The sequence below is a fragment of the Candidatus Pelagibacter sp. Uisw_137 genome, from assembly GCF_047720245.1.
Lineage (GTDB): Bacteria > Pseudomonadota > Alphaproteobacteria > Pelagibacterales > Pelagibacteraceae > Pelagibacter.
The window spans coordinates 438,218-456,855 of sequence record NZ_CP159811.1 but is presented as its reverse complement, the minus strand read 5'-3'; the positions used below and the strand labels follow the sequence as shown (position 1 = coordinate 456,855).

19 protein-coding genes and 1 pseudogene are annotated in these 18,638 nt (G+C 30.8%); 8 read left to right on the top strand and 12 right to left on the bottom strand.

Annotated elements, in window-relative coordinates; genetic code table 11:
* Positions 1-9: 9 nt before the first annotated feature.
* A complete protein-coding gene (gene glmS, locus ABXT61_RS02425; RefSeq protein ID WP_415315711.1) occupies positions 10-1,830 on the bottom strand; it encodes a glutamine--fructose-6-phosphate transaminase (isomerizing) in 1,821 nt (606 codons plus the stop codon).
* A 1-nt stretch (position 1,831) separates the two neighbouring features.
* Positions 1,832-2,455, bottom strand: coding sequence for a DapH/DapD/GlmU-related protein (locus ABXT61_RS02420; protein ID WP_415315710.1), 624 nt, complete (start codon positions 2,453-2,455; stop codon positions 1,832-1,834).
* A gap of 70 nt (positions 2,456-2,525) precedes the next feature.
* Here ABXT61_RS02420 and ABXT61_RS02415 point away from each other — a divergent pair, with 70 nt between their 5' ends.
* The 4 genes from ABXT61_RS02415 to ABXT61_RS02400 are packed head-to-tail and all read left to right on the top strand — an operon-like array spanning position 2,526 to position 6,788.
* Positions 2,526-3,215: an HAD-IA family hydrolase gene (locus tag ABXT61_RS02415; RefSeq protein WP_415315709.1), complete on the top strand. Its 690-nt coding sequence runs from the start codon at positions 2,526-2,528 to the stop codon at positions 3,213-3,215.
* A 50-nt stretch (positions 3,216-3,265) separates the two neighbouring features.
* Entirely contained in the window at positions 3,266-4,768 is a 1,503-nt protein-coding gene (locus tag ABXT61_RS02410) for an MmgE/PrpD family protein (protein ID WP_415315708.1), read from the top strand.
* Positions 4,768-5,664, top strand: a complete 897-nt coding sequence (gene prpB, locus ABXT61_RS02405) for a methylisocitrate lyase (protein WP_415315707.1) — start codon at positions 4,768-4,770, stop codon at positions 5,662-5,664. The genes ABXT61_RS02410 and prpB overlap by 1 nt, the downstream gene beginning before the upstream one ends.
* Entirely contained in the window at positions 5,664-6,788 is a 1,125-nt protein-coding gene (locus ABXT61_RS02400) for a bifunctional 2-methylcitrate synthase/citrate synthase (protein WP_415315706.1), read from the top strand. The genes prpB and ABXT61_RS02400 overlap by 1 nt, the downstream gene beginning before the upstream one ends.
* A gap of 102 nt (positions 6,789-6,890) precedes the next feature.
* Here ABXT61_RS02400 and ABXT61_RS02395 read toward each other — a convergent pair whose 3' ends face one another.
* Both ABXT61_RS02395 and ABXT61_RS02390 read right to left on the bottom strand, forming a co-directional pair.
* Entirely contained in the window at positions 6,891-7,919 is a 1,029-nt protein-coding gene (locus ABXT61_RS02395; RefSeq protein WP_415315705.1) for a ribonucleotide-diphosphate reductase subunit beta, read from the bottom strand.
* Positions 7,910-9,847 carry a ribonucleoside-diphosphate reductase subunit alpha gene (locus tag ABXT61_RS02390; RefSeq protein WP_415315704.1) on the bottom strand — a complete coding sequence of 646 codons (1,938 nt, stop codon included), beginning with the start codon at positions 9,845-9,847 and terminating at the stop codon, positions 7,910-7,912. Before ABXT61_RS02390 ends, ABXT61_RS02395 begins: the two co-directional genes overlap by 10 nt.
* A gap of 157 nt (positions 9,848-10,004) precedes the next feature.
* Here ABXT61_RS02390 and ABXT61_RS02385 point away from each other — a divergent pair, with 157 nt between their 5' ends.
* Genes ABXT61_RS02385 through ABXT61_RS02375 form a run of 3 tightly spaced genes read left to right on the top strand, consistent with a single transcriptional unit; the run spans position 10,005 to position 12,903 of the window.
* Positions 10,005-11,459: a phosphomannomutase/phosphoglucomutase gene (locus tag ABXT61_RS02385; protein WP_415315703.1), complete on the top strand. Its 1,455-nt coding sequence runs from the start codon at positions 10,005-10,007 to the stop codon at positions 11,457-11,459.
* Positions 11,443-11,724: a hypothetical protein gene (locus ABXT61_RS02380; protein ID WP_415315702.1), complete on the top strand. Its 282-nt coding sequence runs from the start codon at positions 11,443-11,445 to the stop codon at positions 11,722-11,724. Before ABXT61_RS02385 ends, ABXT61_RS02380 begins: the two co-directional genes overlap by 17 nt.
* A gap of 36 nt (positions 11,725-11,760) precedes the next feature.
* Positions 11,761-12,903 carry a glycine cleavage T C-terminal barrel domain-containing protein gene (locus ABXT61_RS02375; protein WP_415315701.1) on the top strand — a complete coding sequence of 381 codons (1,143 nt, stop codon included), beginning with the start codon at positions 11,761-11,763 and terminating at the stop codon, positions 12,901-12,903.
* A gap of 530 nt (positions 12,904-13,433) precedes the next feature.
* On the opposite strand, the gene ABXT61_RS02370 is transcribed toward ABXT61_RS02375, so the two are convergent.
* The 8 genes and pseudogenes from ABXT61_RS02370 to ABXT61_RS02335 form a co-directional block, all read right to left on the bottom strand.
* The gene (locus tag ABXT61_RS02370; protein ID WP_415315700.1) at positions 13,434-13,997 is read right to left on the bottom strand and encodes a hypothetical protein; all 564 of its coding nucleotides are present in this window, start codon (positions 13,995-13,997) and stop codon (positions 13,434-13,436) included.
* Between the two features lie 63 nt (positions 13,998-14,060).
* A complete protein-coding gene (locus ABXT61_RS02365) occupies positions 14,061-15,317 on the bottom strand; it encodes an acetamidase/formamidase family protein (protein WP_415315699.1) in 1,257 nt (418 codons plus the stop codon).
* Positions 15,318-15,428: 111 nt separating this feature from the next.
* A complete protein-coding gene (locus ABXT61_RS02360) occupies positions 15,429-15,977 on the bottom strand; it encodes a hypothetical protein (protein WP_415315698.1) in 549 nt (182 codons plus the stop codon).
* Between the two features lie 208 nt (positions 15,978-16,185).
* A pseudogene (locus ABXT61_RS02355) lies at positions 16,186-16,272 on the bottom strand (DUF1737 domain-containing protein); the annotation flags it as partial.
* A gap of 164 nt (positions 16,273-16,436) precedes the next feature.
* Positions 16,437-16,601 carry a hypothetical protein gene (locus tag ABXT61_RS02350; RefSeq protein ID WP_415315697.1) on the bottom strand — a complete coding sequence of 55 codons (165 nt, stop codon included), beginning with the start codon at positions 16,599-16,601 and terminating at the stop codon, positions 16,437-16,439.
* Positions 16,598-16,798 (bottom strand): hypothetical protein, encoded by a 201-nt coding sequence (locus tag ABXT61_RS02345; protein WP_415315696.1) that lies wholly within the window; start codon positions 16,796-16,798, stop codon positions 16,598-16,600. The genes ABXT61_RS02350 and ABXT61_RS02345 overlap by 4 nt, the downstream gene beginning before the upstream one ends.
* Positions 16,789-17,226 (bottom strand): DUF4396 domain-containing protein, encoded by a 438-nt coding sequence (locus ABXT61_RS02340; RefSeq protein WP_415315695.1) that lies wholly within the window; start codon positions 17,224-17,226, stop codon positions 16,789-16,791. Before ABXT61_RS02340 ends, ABXT61_RS02345 begins: the two co-directional genes overlap by 10 nt.
* Positions 17,227-17,231: 5 nt before the next feature.
* Positions 17,232-17,660, bottom strand: a complete 429-nt coding sequence (locus ABXT61_RS02335; RefSeq protein ID WP_415315694.1) for a c-type cytochrome — start codon at positions 17,658-17,660, stop codon at positions 17,232-17,234.
* Between the two features lie 78 nt (positions 17,661-17,738).
* Between ABXT61_RS02335 and ABXT61_RS02330 the strand changes: the two genes are divergently transcribed.
* Positions 17,739-18,623 carry a DMT family transporter gene (locus ABXT61_RS02330; protein ID WP_415315693.1) on the top strand — a complete coding sequence of 295 codons (885 nt, stop codon included), beginning with the start codon at positions 17,739-17,741 and terminating at the stop codon, positions 18,621-18,623.
* Positions 18,624-18,638: the final 15 nt, after the last annotated feature.

Genomic DNA, 18,638 nt, shown 5'->3' with positions numbered 1-18,638 from the left:
GTTTAATTATTATTCAACTGTGACTGATTTTGCTAAATTTCTAGGCTTATCGATATCATAACCTTTTTTAAGGGCTGAGTAATAAGCCAATTTTTGTAAAGGAACGGTTAGTAAAAAAGGTAACAAGTCATCATTAGCACTTTCAACTAATATTGTTTCCCAAATATTTTCTGAGAAAACTTCATCTTTACTCTTATTGGTAATCAATAAAACTTTAGCACCTCTTGCTATTACTTCCTGCATATTAGAAATTGTTTTTTTATAATAATTATCTCTTGGAGCTAAAACAACTACTGGCATTCCATCTTCAATTAAAGCTAAAGGACCATGCTTCATTTCACCTGCAGGGTACCCTTCAGCATGCACATATGCTAATTCTTTTAATTTTAACGCCCCCTCTAATGCAATTGGATAAGAAAAGCCCCTACCTAAAAACATCGAACCTTTTACATCTGTAAATGAACTAGAGACTGTTTGGATTTTGCTCTCTGTAAGCAAAGTTTGTTCAACTAACTTGGGTAATATCTTTAAGTCTTTAATTTTATTTAAATATAAATCTTTATCTAAATTTTTTCTTAGAATTCCTAGTTTTAATACTAGGATATAAAGAACTAGCATTTGACCCATAAAAGCTTTTGTAGAGGCTACACCAATTTCTGGTCCACAATGAATTGGCAAAACAAATTTAGAGTCTCTTGCAATCGAACTTTCTATAACATTAACCACACTACAAGTTTTCATGTTATTTTTATTACATAAATCTAGGGCTGCATAAGTGTCAGCTGTTTCGCCAGACTGAGAGACAAAAATATATAAATTATCATTTTTAAATCTATTTTTTCGATACCTGAACTCAGATGCAACATCAATTGTTACATCAAGTGTAGTATTTTCTTCAAACCAATATTTTGCCATTAAGCAAGAATGGTAAGCTGTTCCACAGCCAATTAAAGTAACTGAAGAAATTTCTTTTATATCCCATGGAAAATTATGAATATTGATGTCGTTGTTAATTTTATCAACATACTCATTTATACAGTTCTTCAATGTTGTTGGCTGTTCCTCGATTTCTTTAGCCATAAAGTGTTTAAAATCACCCTTGTCATAATCTTGCTCTTTTGAAGATAATTCTAAAACTTTTTTATTAACTTTTAAGCCTTCTTCATCAAAAAACTCAACTTGGTCTTTTTTAATGATGCAAAATTCTCCATCATTTAAATACGAAATTTTATTAGTCATAGATTTTAAAGCATAAGAGTCTGATCCTAAATAATTTTCGTTAGGACCGTAACCAACTGCAAGTGGAGACCCTCTTCTTGCACCCACTATAAGATCAGGCTGATCTTTAAAAATTATTCCTAAAGCAAAGCTTCCATGAAGCTGTTTTAGAGTTTTAATAATTGCATCCTTTAAATTAAGTTCTTTTAAGTACTCTGTAATTAAATGAACAATTACCTCTGTATCTGTCTGAGATTTAAATACATGGCCCTTGTTTATTAAATATTTTTTTAAAATAGTAGAGTTTTCAATAATACCATTATGTACTACAGATACACTTTCTGATGAATGCGGATGTGCATTAATAGTATTTGGAATTCCATGGGTTGCCCATCTAACATGTCCAATTCCAATTGGACCTAACATATTTTTAACTACAAGGTTTTTTTCTAAAATATCAACTCTACCTTCAGATTTAGCTTCATTTAATATACCATCTGATAAAGTTGCAATACCTGAAGAGTCGTAACCCCTATACTCTAACTTTTTAAGAGAGTTTATAATGGCAGATGATACTGGTTTATTGCTTGCTATTCCTATAATCCCACACATATTATTTTATTTTTCTTTTATAATTTTTAACTTCTGTTTGAGTGCTTCTAGTTAAAGCTAATGAATTTTTTTTAACTTTTTTTGTGATCACTGAACCAGCACCAACAATACTATTTTTTTCAAGAGTAACGGGTGCAACTAATGAAGAATTAGAACCTATAAATACATTGTCTTTAATTTTTGTTTTACTTTTTTTAACACCATCATAATTACAGGTAATAGTGCCAGCTCCTACATTTACACCTTTACCTATTTCACTATCACCAATATATGATAAATGATTAATTTTTGATTTTTTTCCAACTGTACTTTTCTTAACTTCAACAAAGTTTCCAATTTTTGATCCTTCTTCGAGAATGGTACCTGGTCTTAATCTTGCATAAGGTCCAACTTCAACTTTATTTTTTATCTTACAATCCTCTAGATGAGAAAATGAATTGATAATTACATTATTGCCTATTTTAACTTTTGGACCAATGACAACATATGGATTAATAGTAACATTTTTTCCAATCTTCGTGTCTTTTGAAAAAAATATAGTTTCAGGTCCGATCATCTTTACACCAGATTTTATAAAAAATTTACGAAATTTTTCTTGATCAATATTATAATTTATTTGTTTCATCTGGAAATATTTTTATATTAAGTGTATAGATAATTTAATTCACAATTTATTTCTTAAAAATACTTTATTAATGACTCAAAAATACTCAATTTTATTTGACCTAGATGGAACATTGGTCGATACCGCACCCGATTTAATGAATGCTCATAATTATGTAATGAAAAAATATGGTTATCCGACAAAGTCTACTGCAGATATTAGAAATCTAGTAGGCCAAGGCGCTGGAGCAATGATTGGAAGATCTATATGGGGACAAGCTAAAAAAGAATTTGGTAAAATTAATGATCAAAAAATTAAAGATGAAATGGTTAAGGATTTTGTGAACTTTTATGGACAAAATATCATTAAAGAAAGCACACTTATTAATGGTGTAAAAGAGTTCTTAAGATGGTGTAAAGAAAAAGAAATTTCAATGGCAGTTTGTACTAACAAACAAGAGCACTTAGCAATCGACCTTTTAAAAAAAATTGGAATTTATGATTACTTTGAGTACGTTGCTGGATCAGATACTTTTGATTACTGCAAACCCGATCCAAGACACATAACAAGTATAATTGAAATCATTGGTGGTGATATAAAGAAATCTTTAATGTTTGGTGATAGTGAAACTGATGCAAATGCTGCAAAGGCTGCCTCTGTCCCTGTTATTTTATTAGAAAATGGTTATACGGAAAAAAATTCCAATGAAATTTACCATAATTATTTGATAAAAGACTTTATTGGTGTTGAAAAGATAGTTTCAACTTACTTAAAAGATTGATTTAATTTTTTTTCTTACTATTAATAGGGCTGCATAATTAAAGAGGCCTAATGATTTCACACAAAGTTAAAGTTTACCCATCAAAAATTTATTTACCTAAAGAAAATCAATTAGCATGGAAAATTGCTGAAATAGCTTCTGATAATGCAAAATTAGATAAAACAGCTATTGAAATGGTTATTAATAGAATAATTGATAATGCTTCAGTTGCTATTGCTTCTTTAAATAGAAAGGCTGTTATCTCCTCAAGAGAAATGGCTCTAAAGCATCCTAAAAAAAATGGTGCAAATTTATTTGGGATTGATTCAAAATTAAAATTTGATTGTGAGTGGGCTGCTTGGTCAAATGGAACAGCTGTCAGAGAGCTTGATTTCCATGATACTTTTTTAGCTGAAGATTACAGTCACCCAGGAGATAACATTCCACCTATTTTAAGTGTAGCTCAACAAACTAAAAAAAGTGGGCTAGATTTATTAAGAGGAATTATCACAGGTTATGAAGTTCAGGTTAATTTGGTTAAAGGAATTTGTTTACACAAACATAAGATTGATCACATTGCACATTTAGGACCAAGTGTTGCAGCGGGTTTGGGTACAATGTTAAAGTTGAATACCGAAACAATTTACCAAGCAGTTCAACAAGCATTACATACAACAGTTTCTACGAGACAATCTAGAAAAGGTGAGATCTCTAGTTGGAAAGCTTACGCCCCTGCTCATGCTGGTAAGCTTGCAATCGAAGCAGTTGATAGAGCAATGCGTGGTGAAGGTGCTCCAAGTCCAATTTATGAAGGAGAAGATAGTGTTATAGCCAGAATATTAGATGGTAAAAAAGCTTTATATAATGTGCCTCTTCCAAAAAAAAAGGAATCTAAGAAAGCGATACTGGAGACTTATACAAAAGAATATTCAGCAGAATACCAGTCTCAAGCACTGATAGATATTGCTAAAAAACTTAATAAAAAAATTCCAAATTTAAATCAAATCAAAAAAATTGATATTTACACAAGTCATCACACTCATTACGTAATTGGAACTGGTGCAAATGATCCACAAAAAATGGATCCAAATGCAAGTAGAGAAACACTAGATCACTCTATAATGTATATTTTTGCAGTAGCGCTTGAGGATGCTGATTGGCACCATGTTAAATCTTATAGCAAGCAAAGAGCTAATAGAAAAAGTACTATAAAAATTTGGAAATCTATTACTACATTTGAAGATAAAAAATGGACTAAAAAATATCATGATCCTAATCCAAAAAATAAATCATTTGGTGCAAAAGTTGTAGTTACTTTAAATAATGGCAAAAAAATTGCAGAACAGTTAGATAGAGCAGATGCTCACCCTTATGGAGCACGTCCATTTAAAAGACAGAATTATATAAATAAGTTCTTAACGTTAACAGATGGTATTTTGGATAAAAAAGAGAGTGCTCGTTTCTTAAAAGTTGTTCAAAATCTAAAAAACTTGAAAGCTGGTGAGTTAAATAAACTAAATATCCAGGTTAAAAAAAGTCAGATTAAGAAAAATACAAAACAAGGGATTTTTTAATGCATTTTGTAGACAAGGAACCTAGTCAAAAAAGAGCTGACTTTGTCAGTAAACTAAAATCAAATAAAATTTTAAGAGTTCCTGGTGCTTATAACCCACTAACCGCAAAACTAATTGAGGAAATTGGTTATGACGCTGTTTATGTATCAGGTGGGGTTATGGCTAATGATTTAGGGTTTCCAGATATAGGTCTAACTACACTGCAAGATGTTAGTACTAGATCTTATTTAATATCTAGAGTTACAAGCTTACCTACAATTGTTGATATCGATACTGGTTTTAAATCTTGTGAAGAAACTATTAAAACCTTTGAAGAATTTGGAGTGTCAGCGGTTCACTTAGAAGATCAAGTAGAGCGTAAAAGATGTGGGCACTTAGATAATAAAGAATTAATTTCGACTGAAGCTATGGTTAAGAAAATTAAAGAATGCGTTGCTGCTAAACAAGATGAAAATTTTAAAATTATAGCGAGGTCGGATGCTAAGGGTGTTGAGGGAATAGATAAAATGATTGATAGATGTAAGGCATATATTGATGCCGGAGCTGAAATAATTTTTCCAGAAGCTTTACATGATGAAAAAGATTTTGAAAAAGTTAGAAAAGAACTGTCATGCTATTTGTTAGCTAATATGACTGAGTTTGGAAAATCTAAATTATTTAATTATAAAGAGTTAGAAAGTTTTGGATATAATATTGTAATTTATCCAGTAACAACGCAAAGATTAGCTATGAAAAATGTAGAAGATGGCCTTAGAGACATCTTTGTGGATGGACATCAAAACAATATTATTGATAAAATGCAAACCAGAAAAAGACTTTACGAATTAGTAGAGTATGAGAAATATAATTCGTTAGATGAAAAGATTTATAACTTTAGTACGGAAGGACATGAATAATGAGTGATGATATCAAAAAAGGTTTACTGGGTATAATTGTTGATGAGACTGAAATTTCAAAAGTTATGCCAGAAATTAACTCTCTAACTTACAGAGGTTACGCGGCTCAAGATTTATGTGCAAGATGTAATTTTGAAGAGGTTGCATACTTAATTTTAAATAAAGAATTACCTAACAAAAAACAATTAAAAGAATTTAAGAAAGAATTATCTAAAGAAATAACTTTATCTAAAAATTTGATAAATATTTTAAAAAAAATACCTAAAAATTCTCATCCAATGGACGTTGCGAGAACTGCTGTCAGCATTATGGGTCTTGAAGACAAAGAAACTAAAGACAACTCTCCTAAAGCAAATTTAAGAAAAGCAATTAGAATTTTTGCAAAAACACCCACTGCATTAGCTGCATTTTATAGACTTAGAAAAGGAAAAAAAATTGTAGCACCAAAGAAAAAATTTAGTTTTTCTGAAAACTTTTTCCATATGTGTTTTGGAAAAGTTCCTAATAAAGAAATTGTTAAAGCCTTTGATGTCTCGTTAATTCTGTATGCAGAACATAGTTTTAACGTATCAACTTTTACTGCCAGAACTATTACAAGTAGCTTATCTGATATTCATGGTGCAATAACAGGTGCAATCGCTAGTTTAAAAGGTCCTCTTCATGGTGGTGCTAATGAAGAAGTAATGCACATGATGAAAAAAATTAAAAAACCTGAGAATGCTTTAAAGTGGATTACTAAAACTCTTAAAAATAAAGATGTAGTAATGGGATTTGGTCATAGAGTTTATAAAAGCGGAGACTCAAGGGTTCCTACCATGAGAGAGTATTTTAAAAGAGTAGCAATTATTAAAAAAGATAAAACATTTGAAAAAATTTATGACATTGTTGAAAAAGTAATGATTAAAGAGAAAAATATTTATCCTAATGTTGATTACCCAACAGGACCTACTTACCATTTAATGGGATTTGATACTGATTTCTTTACACCTATATTTGTAATTTCAAGAATTACAGGTTGGTCAGCTCATATTATGGAGCAACATGCTGCTAATAAATTAATTAGACCTCTTGCAAGTTATAAAGGCAATAAGCATAGAAAAGTGTTGCAACTTAATCAAAGATAAAGTTTTAAAAAAAAGCTAACCCAACTTTATTCACTTTTGGTATAGATAAAAAAGGGACAATAAAAATTGCCCCTTTGAAATTTTATTTTAATTAAGAAAGAATTAACTAAAAGCTTCTGTCCAAGTTCCCTGAGTTGATGCTTTAGAATATTCAGTAGAACGACCTTCAAAGAAGTTCATGTGTTCAACTGCATTCAACATAGAATCTAACCAAGTAAGTGGATTTTTTTCCACATCATAAATTGGGTCTAATCCAAGTTGAGATAATCTTCTATTAGCAATAAATCTTATATAAAGTTTTACATCTTGCGCTGTAAGACCTTCCATAGGACCCATTTCAAAAGCTAAATCAATAAATGCGTCTTCATGCTCAATGATTGTTCTACATGCTTTATAAAGTTCCTTTTTTAATTCAGGATTCCAAATTTCTGGATTTTCATGAATGAACTCTTTAAACAATCTAATCATAGAATTACAATGCAACGTTTCATCTCTTACTGACCAAGTAACAATTTGGCCCATTCCCTTCATTTTATTATGTCTTGGGAAGTTAAGTAAGATTGCAAAACTTGCAAACAATTGTAAGCCTTCTGTGAATGCACTAAATACAGCTACAGTTAATGCAATATCTTTTTTTGAACTCATGTCAAAATTTTGCATGTAGTCGTATTTATCTTTCATCTCTTTATATTTCATGAATGCAGAATATTCTGACTCAGGCATTCCAATAGTATCAAGTAAATGAGAGTAAGCAGCTATGTGAACTGTTTCCATTGAAGCAAAAGCAGTCATCATCATTAGAACTTCTGTAGGTTTGAATACAGTTGTATAATGTCTTAAATAACAATTTTGTACTTCAACATCAGCTTGAGTAAAAAATCTAAAAATCTGTGTTAATAAATTCTTTTCAGACTGAGTTAAATTTTTCTGCCAATCTCTAACATCATCACCAAGTGGCACTTCCTCTGGTAGCCAGTGAATTCTTTGTTGTGTTAACCAAGCATCATAACACCATGGATATCTAAATGGTTTGTAAACTGGGTTTTCAACTAGTAATCCCATTTTTTGTGGTTGAGCTATTTCCTTTTTTTCTGGTTCGATAATTTTAGTATCCATTTTTTCTACTGACATGATAGGCACTCCTCGTATTCTGGTTGTTCAGTTGTTTGTGGTTTTGACTTGTAAACATTTGCGGTAACATCTGTTGCTTTAGTATCATTAACATTTTCTGCACGTTGAATTGATTTTGATCTGCAATAATAAAGACTCTTTAAACCTTTTTTCCAAGCATCAAAATGAATTTTATGTAGTTCTCTTTTGTGAATATCAGCTGGTACAAATAAGTTAATTGATTGAGCTTGAGATATAAAAGGTGTTCTATCTCCACTTAACTCAATAATCCATTTTTGATCCAATTCAAAAGCAGTTTTGAAAACATCTTTTTCTAAATCGGTTAAAAAATCTAAATGAGAAACAGACCCTTGATTTGTTGTAATTACAGACCAAACATCATCTGTATTTTTCCCATGTTTTTCTAATAACTCTACTAAATATCTATTTCTAACATTGAAAGATCCTGAAAGAGTTTTATGAGTATAGCTATTAGCTGCAACTGGCTCTACTCCAGGGGATGCTCCACCACAGATAATAGAAATTGATGCAGTTGGCGCTATAGCTGTCTTGTTAGAAAATCTTTCATTGCAACCATAATCAGCGGCATCTGGACATGGTCCTCTTTCATCTGCTAAATCTTTTGAGGCTTGATCCACATGTTCTTGAATATGTTTGAATATTTTTTTATTCCAAGCTTTACTCATAACAGATTCAAGCGGAATGCTATGTTTTTGTAAGTAAGAATGGAAACCCATAACACCTAAGCCAACACTTCTTTCTTTTTCAGCGGAGTATTTTGCATCATCAAATTGCTCTGGAGCTCTTTCAATAAAATCTGTTAATACGTTATCTAAAAATCTCATAACATCATTAATCATAACATTATCGTCTTTCCACTCATCATACTTTTCTAAGTTTAAAGATGATAAACAACAAACAGCAGTTCTATCTCTTCCATTTTTATCTATTCCAGTAGGTAGAGTAATCTCACTACAAAGATTAGAAGTTTTAACAGTTAATCCTGCTAACTTATGGTGTTGAGGAATTTGTCTATTAACTGTATCGATATAGATAATATAAGGTTCACCTGTTTCAATTCTTGCAGTTAATAATCTAATCCATAAATTTCTTGCAGAGATAGTTTGTTGCACAGTTCCATCAGCAGGACTTTTTAGTGCCCACTGCTCATCTGTTTCAACAGCTCTCATAAATGCGTCTGATACTAAAATACCATGATGAAGGTTCAAAGCTTTTCTGTTTGGATCTCCACCTGTTGGTCTTCTCATTTCAATAAATTCTTCAATTTCAGGATGATCAATTGGAAGATAACAAGCAGCTGATCCTCTTCTTAATGAACCTTGGCTAATCGCCATCGTTAACGAGTCCATTACTTTAATGAAAGGAATTATTCCTGATGTCTTTCCAACTTTACCAATTTTTTCTCCAATAGATCTAAGGTTACCCCAGTAACTTCCAATCCCACCACCTTTAGCAGCTAACCAAACATTCTCACTCCATAGATCAAGTATTCCATTTAAGCTATCTGATGCTTCATTTAAAAAACATGAAATTGGTAAACCTCTCTTTGTTCCACCATTTGATAAAACTGGAGTTGCTGGCATGAACCATAAATTACTAATGTAATTATAAATTCTTTGTGCATGTAAATTGTCATCTGCATATGAACTTGCAACACGTGCAAATAAATCTTGGTAAGATTCGTTATGACCTAAGTATCTATCTTTTAAAGTTGCTTTACCAAAGTCTGTTAATTTACTATCTCTTGATCTGTCAATTTTAATAATGACACCTTTTTCATTTTGAAAAAGTTCTGTGTCATTGCTAAGTGAAAATAAATCTGGTCCTTTATTTTTTGAAAGCTCTCTATTATCTGGGCTATATTCGGAGACAGCTTTCTTAAGTGCCTGTGATAGTATTTTGTTCATATTTTAAGTTTTTTTTTAGTTTTTTTTTACAAAACAACTACATGTTGTATGCTGAAAGCATTGATACACCATATAAATCATTAATCAACAGAACATTTATAGAACATATAAAAAAAATATCAATAAAAAAATAAAATGAATGTATGAAAGGTTAGCAATGACAACAAATTTAAAAATAGATCCATATGGCTTCAGAGAGTATGACGCAAGGTGGTTGTATGAGGAGGACATAAACCAACTCGGAATAGAGAATCTAGGCAAAGGTTTGGGTACTCAAATTATAAAACATACAAAAAAAACGAATCCAAGAGTAATTGTGGGTCATGATTATAGATCTTACAGTGAAGAAATAAAATCTGCTCTTAAAAAAGGACTACTTTCAACAGGATGTAATATTGAAGACATAGGTTTGTCATTATCCCCTACTGTTTATTTTGCACAATTTAATTTAGATGCTGATGCTGTTGCAATGGTAACCGCTAGTCACAATGAAAATGGATGGACTGGAGTTAAAATGGGTATCAAAAAAGGTTTAACCCATGCACCAGAAGAGATGAAAGAATTAAAAGAAATTACTTTAAATGAAAATTTTATTAAAGGTGAAGGGAGTGAGAAACAAATAGAAGGTTTTCAACAAATTTATAAAAATGATTTAATAAATAAAAATAAAATAAAGAAAAAAATTAAAGCAGTTGTTGCATGTGGTAATGGAACGGCTGGAATATTTGCACCTGAAATTTTAAGAGGTATTGGTTGTGAAGTAATTGAACTTGATTGTAATCTTGATTGGACTTTTCCAAAATATAATCCAAATCCAGAAGATTTAGAGATGCTACATGCAATAGCAAAATCTGTAAAAAATAATAACGCTGATATTGGTTTTGGCTTTGATGGAGATGGCGATAGAGTTGGTGTAATTGATAATACAGGTGATGAAATATTTTCAGATAAAATTGGATTATTAATTGCAAGAAATTTATCTAAAACTCATAAAGGCTCAAAATTTATTGTTGATGTAAAATCAACTGGATTGTATGCAACTGATGAAGTTTTAGCAAAAAATGACTGTGAAACTATTTATTGGAAGACAGGTCACTCACATATTAAAAGAAAAGTTAATACTGAAAAAGCTTTAGCTGGATTTGAGAAAAGTGGTCACTTTTTCTTTAATCAACCTTTAGGTTTTGGTTATGATGATGGAATTAATTCAGCAATTCATGTGTGTCATCTATTAGATAATCAAAATAAATCTATGCATGAAATAATAAAAGAATTACCTAATACTTTTCAAACACCAACAATGGCTCCATTTTGTAAAGATGAAGAGAAATATCAAGTAGTTGAAGAATTAGTAAAACAAGTAAATAAAATTAAAGATAATAAAACTAAAATTGATGGCCAGGAGATTAGTGAAGTCTTAACAGTTAATGGTATCAGATTTTCTTTTAAAGATGGTTCATGGGGATTAATTAGAGCCTCATCTAATAAACCATCATTAGTTATTGTTACCGAAAGTCCAACATCAGATGAGAGAAAGAAAAAGATCTTTGATTTTATTGATGACCTTTTACAAAAAACTGGAAAAGTTGGTGAGTATGATCAAAAAATATAAATATTTACTAATCTTTATCCTCTTTTTTAGCTCTAAAAGTCATGCTTTAAGCCCTGAATATGAGAAGGAATTATACATTGGTTGTTACACTAACTCTAAAGCGTATATTGGTGCCGATGGGGCTAAAATATACTGCCAGTGTACAATTGATAAATTAAGTGAGAAATTCAACAACGAACAGATGGATGAAGTTTTCAGTAAAGAGCCTGATGAGATTCAACAATTAACTGCATTTGCGACAATTGAGTGCGAAAATAACAAATAGCTTTTCAAATAATAAAATAATTAATAGATTTTAAGAATGGAAGATAAGAAAAACTTCGGTTTTGGAACTCAAATTAGAAAATCCCCTTACTTTAACTCAACAGTTAAATGGGGTGCAACTGGCTTTTCAGTTTATAATCACATGTATATTCCTCGCGACTTTGGTGATCCAGAGCAGAATTTTTGGAATTTAGTTAATGAAGCAATTTTATGTGACGTTGCAGTGGAGCGACAAGTTGAAATTACAGGACCAGATGCTACAAAATTTATTCAACTGTTAACACCAAGGGATTTATCAAAACTTTCAGTTGGGCAATGTAAATATGTTTTAATAGTTAATAATGATGGTGGAATTTTAAATGATCCAGTTTTATTAAGATTAAAAGAAAACCATTATTGGTTATCTCTTGCAGATAGTGATATTTTATTATGGGCACAAGGGGTTGCTGTTAACTCTGGTCTTGATGTTAAAATTATCGAACCTGATGTCTCTCCTCTTCAATTACAAGGACCAAACTCTGGAAAAATTATGGAAGCTTTATTTGGTGAAAGTATTAATGATCTTAAATATTATTGGTTACGTGAATTAGATTTAAATGGCATTCCTTTAATAGTTTCGCGAACAGGTTGGTCTAGTGAACTTGGTTATGAGTTGTATTTAAGAGATGGATCTAAGGGTGACCAACTTTGGGAAAAGATAATGGCAGCTGGGAAACCACACAGATTAAAACCAGGTCACACATCTTCAATAAGACGTATTGAAGGGGGGATGTTGTCATACCATGCAGATGCAGATATTAATACGAATCCTTATGAACTAAATCTGGGAAGACTTGTTAATCTTGATACTGATATAAACTTTATTGGTAAAGATGCTTTACAAAAAATAAATCAAGATGGCATTAAAAGAAAGCAAGTTGGAGTTATCTTGGACTGTGATCCTTTAACAGGACCTAACACTACTTTTTGGGAAATCACCAAGGACAATCAAGTAGTTGGTAAAATTACTTCTGCAGTTTATTCACCGAGATTAAAACAAAACATAGCCCTTGCAATGGTTTCAATTAACAATTCAGAAATTGGAACAGTGCTTGATGTAAAAATGAATGACAAAATCATTAAAGCAACTGTTACTGAAAAACCTTTCTATGATCCTAAAAAGAAGCTAGCTAGTAGCTAACAATAAGAGTATTTATAAACCATGTTAACTCCAAAAGATTATATATCCCTTTATTTGCTGGTTATTATCTTAACAGTAGTCTCAGTTAACTTCATGTACCGTCTCTATTTTTAATAATATCTACCAACTGTTTTTATTGGTTGTATTTTTTAAGGTAAGTAATTTGTAGTTTGTAATGGTTTCACTCCTCTTCCAATCAAGAGGTCTACGTAAAGAGGAATATAAGGAAAAAAACGTAAACGCGAAAAAAGGAATGAAATCCAATGCATGATTCTACTAGATCATTACTGTTTGTTTAAAACTTGCTCTAATAATGTTTAATTTATGAAATAAATAATTGTTAGAATTATAAGGATAATGACAATCCAAATAGTAAGATTAGTTAAGAATTGTTTTAACTTAGAGTTAGATTGTAGAAAAGCTGGAAGTACTAATAAGAGTATCCCTAGCATATAAACAAAGGGTAATATCTGATCTGCCATTATACTACTTTAGCTTATATTATTAGATAATACTTAAGATTTAGTAAATTATTTAGTTTTTAATAACTCTGGCATTTTTTCATTATTTAATGCCATTATCGTTCCAGGATGAATATCAATTATTTTTTTAGTTTCTAATGGAGATGTTGCTCCTAATAAATCTTTTTCTCCTTTAATAATCGCATTTGTTAATAGCCATGCAAACTTATCTGGGAAGCTAGGTTGAGCTAATAAAACTAAATCATCAAAGAAATATATGACCTTTGCATCTGCTGCACCAAATTTCTTAAATACTCCCTTTCCTTTAAGTAATGATTTTGCATTTTTTTTGGAAAGCAATAGTAAAGGCATTTGGTTTGTAGAAAATAAACCTTGAACTCGTCCAAAAGTTTTAGCTCTAGCAGCACGTGAACTTGCTTCGGGTAGTTGTTTGTTTATTACATCAACCAATATTTTTGAATAAGGGTAAGTTGGAGCGTCTTCTCTTGTGCTCATTATTAGTAAATGTTGCTCTCTATAAGCTAAATATTGACCCCATGGTGAATGGGCAGCAAATAGCAAATAAATAAATAAATATACTATTATATTTGAAATTTTTTTATTATTTTTCATAATTTAAGACTTCAAAAAAAAGGCGCTCTAAATAGATAAAGCGCCTTTAATTCTTAATTTAATTTAGTTTCTATATTTGTCAAAAACATCCATGTTTAAAACAGCTGAAACAATAAAGTTTGGAACATCAACTACTTGTCCAACTCTAAGGTCTACAGCAACAGAACACAATATATATGCTTGCTCCTTAGTTAACCCATGTTCTTTAACAAGATAATCAATCATTTGCATTAAAGCATGTCTTGCTGAGATAGTTAAATCTTCTGAAGCATTAGTTAAGTTTGCAAGTGTACTTGAGTCCAAATATTTATGAGAAGGAGGAATTTCTCCTTTACCTTTTATTGGTATACCCAGTGTTTGATAATATCTAGTTGGTTCCATATCAATTATTTGATCATTACCAATCGTTACAGGCATGTCCATATCTGTTCCTTTGCCTTTAAGTATTTTAACTGTAACAGTTATAACACTTCCCATTTCGATTGCTGTTCCAGAAACCTCACCATCTCCTTGAGCATAATGAATATCACCTGCAAACAAACCACATCCATCTATAAAACATGGAAATATTATCTTGGTTCCTATTTGCTGTTGTTGAACATCCATATTTCCACCGTTTTCTCTTGGTGGGATTGTTCTTAAACAGTCATCTTTATGAGAACCTTTTTCACCACAAATATTAGCTGGCAACGCTCCACCTGCAGATGGTCCTAAAACCACCCCACTTGCTGCTGCTAAATCTGCTTCTCTAGATTTCCATTTTTTAATTTCCGGCTCTCCTGGTAAAACACCTATTGAACCTGGAAACGCTTCATAAGGAATTGTAATACCTGGCATTCCATCTGAAACAGCTCCAATTCTTGTTAATCTCCAATTTACGATGTATGGGTCTGGAAAAACATCTCTTAAAAATCCAAATCCAGGTGCAATTACTGTATAGCCATATTCATCTGGAGCTATATCAATTACCGTAACTTCTAAAGCATCCCCTCTTTTGGCACCATTTATATGAATGGGACCAGTCATCGGGTGAATTAGACCCAAATCAACTGTAGCTAAATCATCAGCTGTAGAATCTAATCTAAAACCTGTGTCTAAAGCATCACGAGTATGAAGTATAATCATGTCTCCAGGATTTGCTTTTGCTACTGGTGGAATTTTTGGGTGGTATCTATTAAAACAATTTTTATCATCCACACAATGATCTCCTGATTTTGTAACTTCAACTTTTTTCATCCACTTTTGATCTGTGGTGTCAGCTGAAGCATAAAAGCTAGAAAAAACTGTGACAACTATTATGTAAAGTATTTTTTTTAACATTTTCTCTCCTATTTTATTCAAAAACCTAACAGGTATACGTTCGCTGATAAAGCTAATTAAGTATAAATTTAAAAGAAAAAAATAAAAATGTTCACTTGATAAGTGTATTAACTAAGGATGCTTCCTAATGACACGTTCATTTTTTTTTATTTTATCGAAGGTTTTCTCAATTATTTTAGTTTTTGGTCTTTGTTCTTCTTCATTGCTATCTTTTTCTAAAAAATTTGCCTTACTTGTTTTATTAAAACCATCTCCAAGCCTTATAAATCCGTCTATTTTTTTAAAATATTCTTTGTTTTTAGATTGTGATTTGCTGTACCAAAGGTCTTTTAATTGCTTTGTGTAATCTTCAAGTTTACTCTTATCCCAAGTAATATTTTCTTGTTTTCTCATCAAATTATAAAATTGGATGAAGTCTTTTGATTTAACCCACTGTCTAATTATATGGGTAAGTGACTTGTCTTTATTTTCTGGATCAAGTTGCTTTTGTGTAACTATCGCAATAATATTTAATGAATAAGACGCTCTATTAACATCATAATTAGATGCATTCCCTTGGTCACACCCCTTTAGTAAGCTTAATACTTTTTCAAGATCACGGTCTGAATGTGTTAAATATTCAATTACCTTATCCCACTTATCTTTAGCTACTTTACCCATTCATAAAATTTATTACTTATTTATACTCTTATATAGTTTAATTATTTTCTCATTCATGCCATGTTTTTTATAAGCATGTTCTTTCTCTACATAAGCGTTCCCACTCAACAACAAAACCAGAACTATGATCCCTCAAAGTTTTTTCATTTATTTAGAATTATATCTAGCACAAATTTTGTTACCTTCTGGATCACGGACATAAGCATAATAATTTCCATCCATTAGATATTGCTTCTGTAACACGATGACAAAATTCTGAAGTGTCATCACTTGTAATAAATCTATAACCTTTCATAATCCTAACTTATCAAGGCACAAATCAAGTGTCTAGGTGATTAGATAAAGTTTAAGTAATCAATCTATTTAAGCTTAAACCTAGAGCAGAGAAACTTAAAAATAAGGTAATTAAATTTACCAAGACCGTAGAAATTAGGTGCTGGTTTTTTAGTTTTTAATTTTTTAGCTTTTTTCTTCTTCATAACTAATATGGTTATGTGTTTCATTTGAATGTTTAAGATTATAGCAATCCGTACAAAGTAAGATCACTTCAGGTCCTGAACTCACTTGTGTTAAGATGGCAGTATCATCTCCACATTCACTGCACCCTGATAAACGTTTTTTCATTTATGTTTTTTACGGGTAATTTCATTAATTTTATCAATATAATTCTTTATCTCGGGGTTATCTGAAGTTTTATTATCTTGCTTAGGGTTTTTCTTTCTTTGATAATAATAATAAATTGGCATAACAACAGATAAGGAAACGATAATAATTGCTAGTATAATTTCAGAAGTTGTAATCATTTGAATATTTAATGACATGCTTGATTGAATTTTTTAAGTCTCCAATAATTATAAGGCCAAGGTGTTAAAAAACCAACTATTAACATAATGGGAACTACCCACCATGTAAGTTGAGCTCCACCAGTTAAAAAATAATCAGTAGCATTCATAGAAATTTCCATACTAACCATTGAGATAAAGCTCATGCCAAAAGCTGTCTTTAATGCATTCCTAAAATCAAATTTTTGTTTCATTAAGATATAAGTTTCAAGCATAATGCTAGTGAGTAAACCATTAATGATTGCTAAAGTCATAATGCCTAAAACTGGAAAAGGAATTTTACTTAACTGAAAAAATAATATGGTTCCAAAATCTCCAATAGAACAACCAACAACACACCACATCGTATTCTTCGCACTAGTTCTCCAGCTATCTTTGCATCCCCAATGAAAAGTATCTATTGCCATATGATTTATTTACTTAAATTTATTTGATGTTGATAATAATCATCTGGCCAAAAACTTTTAATGTAGGCTAAAACTGAATCTATATCTTTGTCATTAAGGTTATCTTTAAACCCACCCATTTTTCCTTCATAATCACTGATAATTCCAACTAAACCATATTTAATAATTTTATGTAGTGTCTCGTCATCATGGTGCCAAGTGTGTCCCGTACCATTTAATGGTGGCGCTTTACGGTGACCATCTTCATCAACGCCCTTCCAGTTTTCAGCTCCAGATAAATTAACCTGATGACAGCTTGCACAATTATTTTGGTATGCAATTTTACCTCTAGCGATCATTAATTCAGAATCTCTTGTAATTGGATAATGATTGTCTGAGTAAGAAATATTACTTAATGATATAAACAGGGTTAAAATTAGAAGTATTTTTTTCATAACTATTAAATTTATATATTAAAATTGTTAGATTAATCTTATATTTTTTTAAGATTGATTGATTATAAGTCTTTATTAATGAACAATTTTATCTTATTTATTGTCACACTTTTTTGCTGGTCCCCTACTTGGTATGTCATCAAATTTCAGTTAGGCTACGTTGATCCATTAGTATCTGTGTTTTATAGGTTTTTAATTGCTGCAATAATTATTTTTGTTTATCTAATTTATAAGAAGAAAAATCTTAAGTTTTCTTTAAATCAACATCTTTGGTTTTTGCTCTTCGGTATTTGTCTTTATTCTCTTAATTACGTTTTCTTTTATTTATCAAATACTTATTTAATAAGCGCATTTCCAGCAGTTGTCTTTTCAACGGTAGTTATTATGAATATTTTAGGAGAAGGATTTTATTTTAAAAAGAAACCTTCTTTAAAAACTTTACTTGGTGCAACTATTGGGATGATTGGAATTATAATCATTTTCAGTGATGAAATTTTCAATTTCAGCTTAGCAAATGGAACTCATGTTGGATTATTTTTAGCATTGCTTGGTACATTTAGTGCATCAACAGGTAACATGGTTCACCAAAGAAACTTAAATAATAACTTTTCATTAATATCAACACTTGCATATGCAATGCTTTATGGTTCACTGATCACACTATTAATCACTCAGATAAAGGGTACTGAATTATTATTTGAATATAGCTTCAGTTATATTGCATCTCTTGCTTATTTATCTATCGTTGGTTCAATATTTGCTTTTATCTTCTATTTAAGATTATTAGAAAAAGTTGGAGCTGGACGAGCTGGTTATGTGGGGGTGGTAATGCCTGTACTTGCTTTATTAATCTCAACAGTGTTTGAAAACTTAGAATGGCAGCAAGATTTAATAATAGGCTTACCTATTTTAATTATTGGTGCTGTACTTGTTATTAATCAGAAAATTAAGCCTGTAAAATAAATTAATAATTTCTAA

Coding starts and splice junctions, on each gene's coding strand:
- ABXT61_RS02395 (WP_415315705.1), bottom strand. CDS start 7,919: ATGTCAGTAGAAAAAATGGATACTAAAATTATCGAACCAGAAAAAAAG.
- ABXT61_RS02385 (WP_415315703.1), top strand. CDS start 10,005: ATGACAACAAATTTAAAAATAGATCCATATGGCTTCAGAGAGTATGAC.
- prpB (WP_415315707.1), top strand. CDS start 4,768: ATGCATTTTGTAGACAAGGAACCTAGTCAAAAAAGAGCTGACTTTGTC.
- ABXT61_RS02375 (WP_415315701.1), top strand. CDS start 11,761: ATGGAAGATAAGAAAAACTTCGGTTTTGGAACTCAAATTAGAAAATCC.
- ABXT61_RS02390 (WP_415315704.1), bottom strand. CDS start 9,847: ATGAACAAAATACTATCACAGGCACTTAAGAAAGCTGTCTCCGAATAT.
- ABXT61_RS02410 (WP_415315708.1), top strand. CDS start 3,266: ATGATTTCACACAAAGTTAAAGTTTACCCATCAAAAATTTATTTACCT.
- ABXT61_RS02340 (WP_415315695.1), bottom strand. CDS start 17,226: ATGGCAATAGATACTTTTCATTGGGGATGCAAAGATAGCTGGAGAACT.
- glmS (WP_415315711.1), bottom strand. CDS start 1,830: ATGTGTGGGATTATAGGAATAGCAAGCAATAAACCAGTATCATCTGCC.
- ABXT61_RS02360 (WP_415315698.1), bottom strand. CDS start 15,977: ATGGGTAAAGTAGCTAAAGATAAGTGGGATAAGGTAATTGAATATTTA.
- ABXT61_RS02365 (WP_415315699.1), bottom strand. CDS start 15,317: ATGTTAAAAAAAATACTTTACATAATAGTTGTCACAGTTTTTTCTAGC.
- ABXT61_RS02370 (WP_415315700.1), bottom strand. CDS start 13,997: ATGAAAAATAATAAAAAAATTTCAAATATAATAGTATATTTATTTATT.
- ABXT61_RS02415 (WP_415315709.1), top strand. CDS start 2,526: ATGACTCAAAAATACTCAATTTTATTTGACCTAGATGGAACATTGGTC.
- ABXT61_RS02335 (WP_415315694.1), bottom strand. CDS start 17,660: ATGAAAAAAATACTTCTAATTTTAACCCTGTTTATATCATTAAGTAAT.
- ABXT61_RS02380 (WP_415315702.1), top strand. CDS start 11,443: ATGATCAAAAAATATAAATATTTACTAATCTTTATCCTCTTTTTTAGC.
- ABXT61_RS02345 (WP_415315696.1), bottom strand. CDS start 16,798: ATGTCATTAAATATTCAAATGATTACAACTTCTGAAATTATACTAGCA.
- ABXT61_RS02350 (WP_415315697.1), bottom strand. CDS start 16,601: ATGAAAAAACGTTTATCAGGGTGCAGTGAATGTGGAGATGATACTGCC.
- ABXT61_RS02420 (WP_415315710.1), bottom strand. CDS start 2,455: ATGAAACAAATAAATTATAATATTGATCAAGAAAAATTTCGTAAATTT.
- ABXT61_RS02400 (WP_415315706.1), top strand. CDS start 5,664: ATGAGTGATGATATCAAAAAAGGTTTACTGGGTATAATTGTTGATGAG.
- ABXT61_RS02330 (WP_415315693.1), top strand. CDS start 17,739: ATGAACAATTTTATCTTATTTATTGTCACACTTTTTTGCTGGTCCCCT.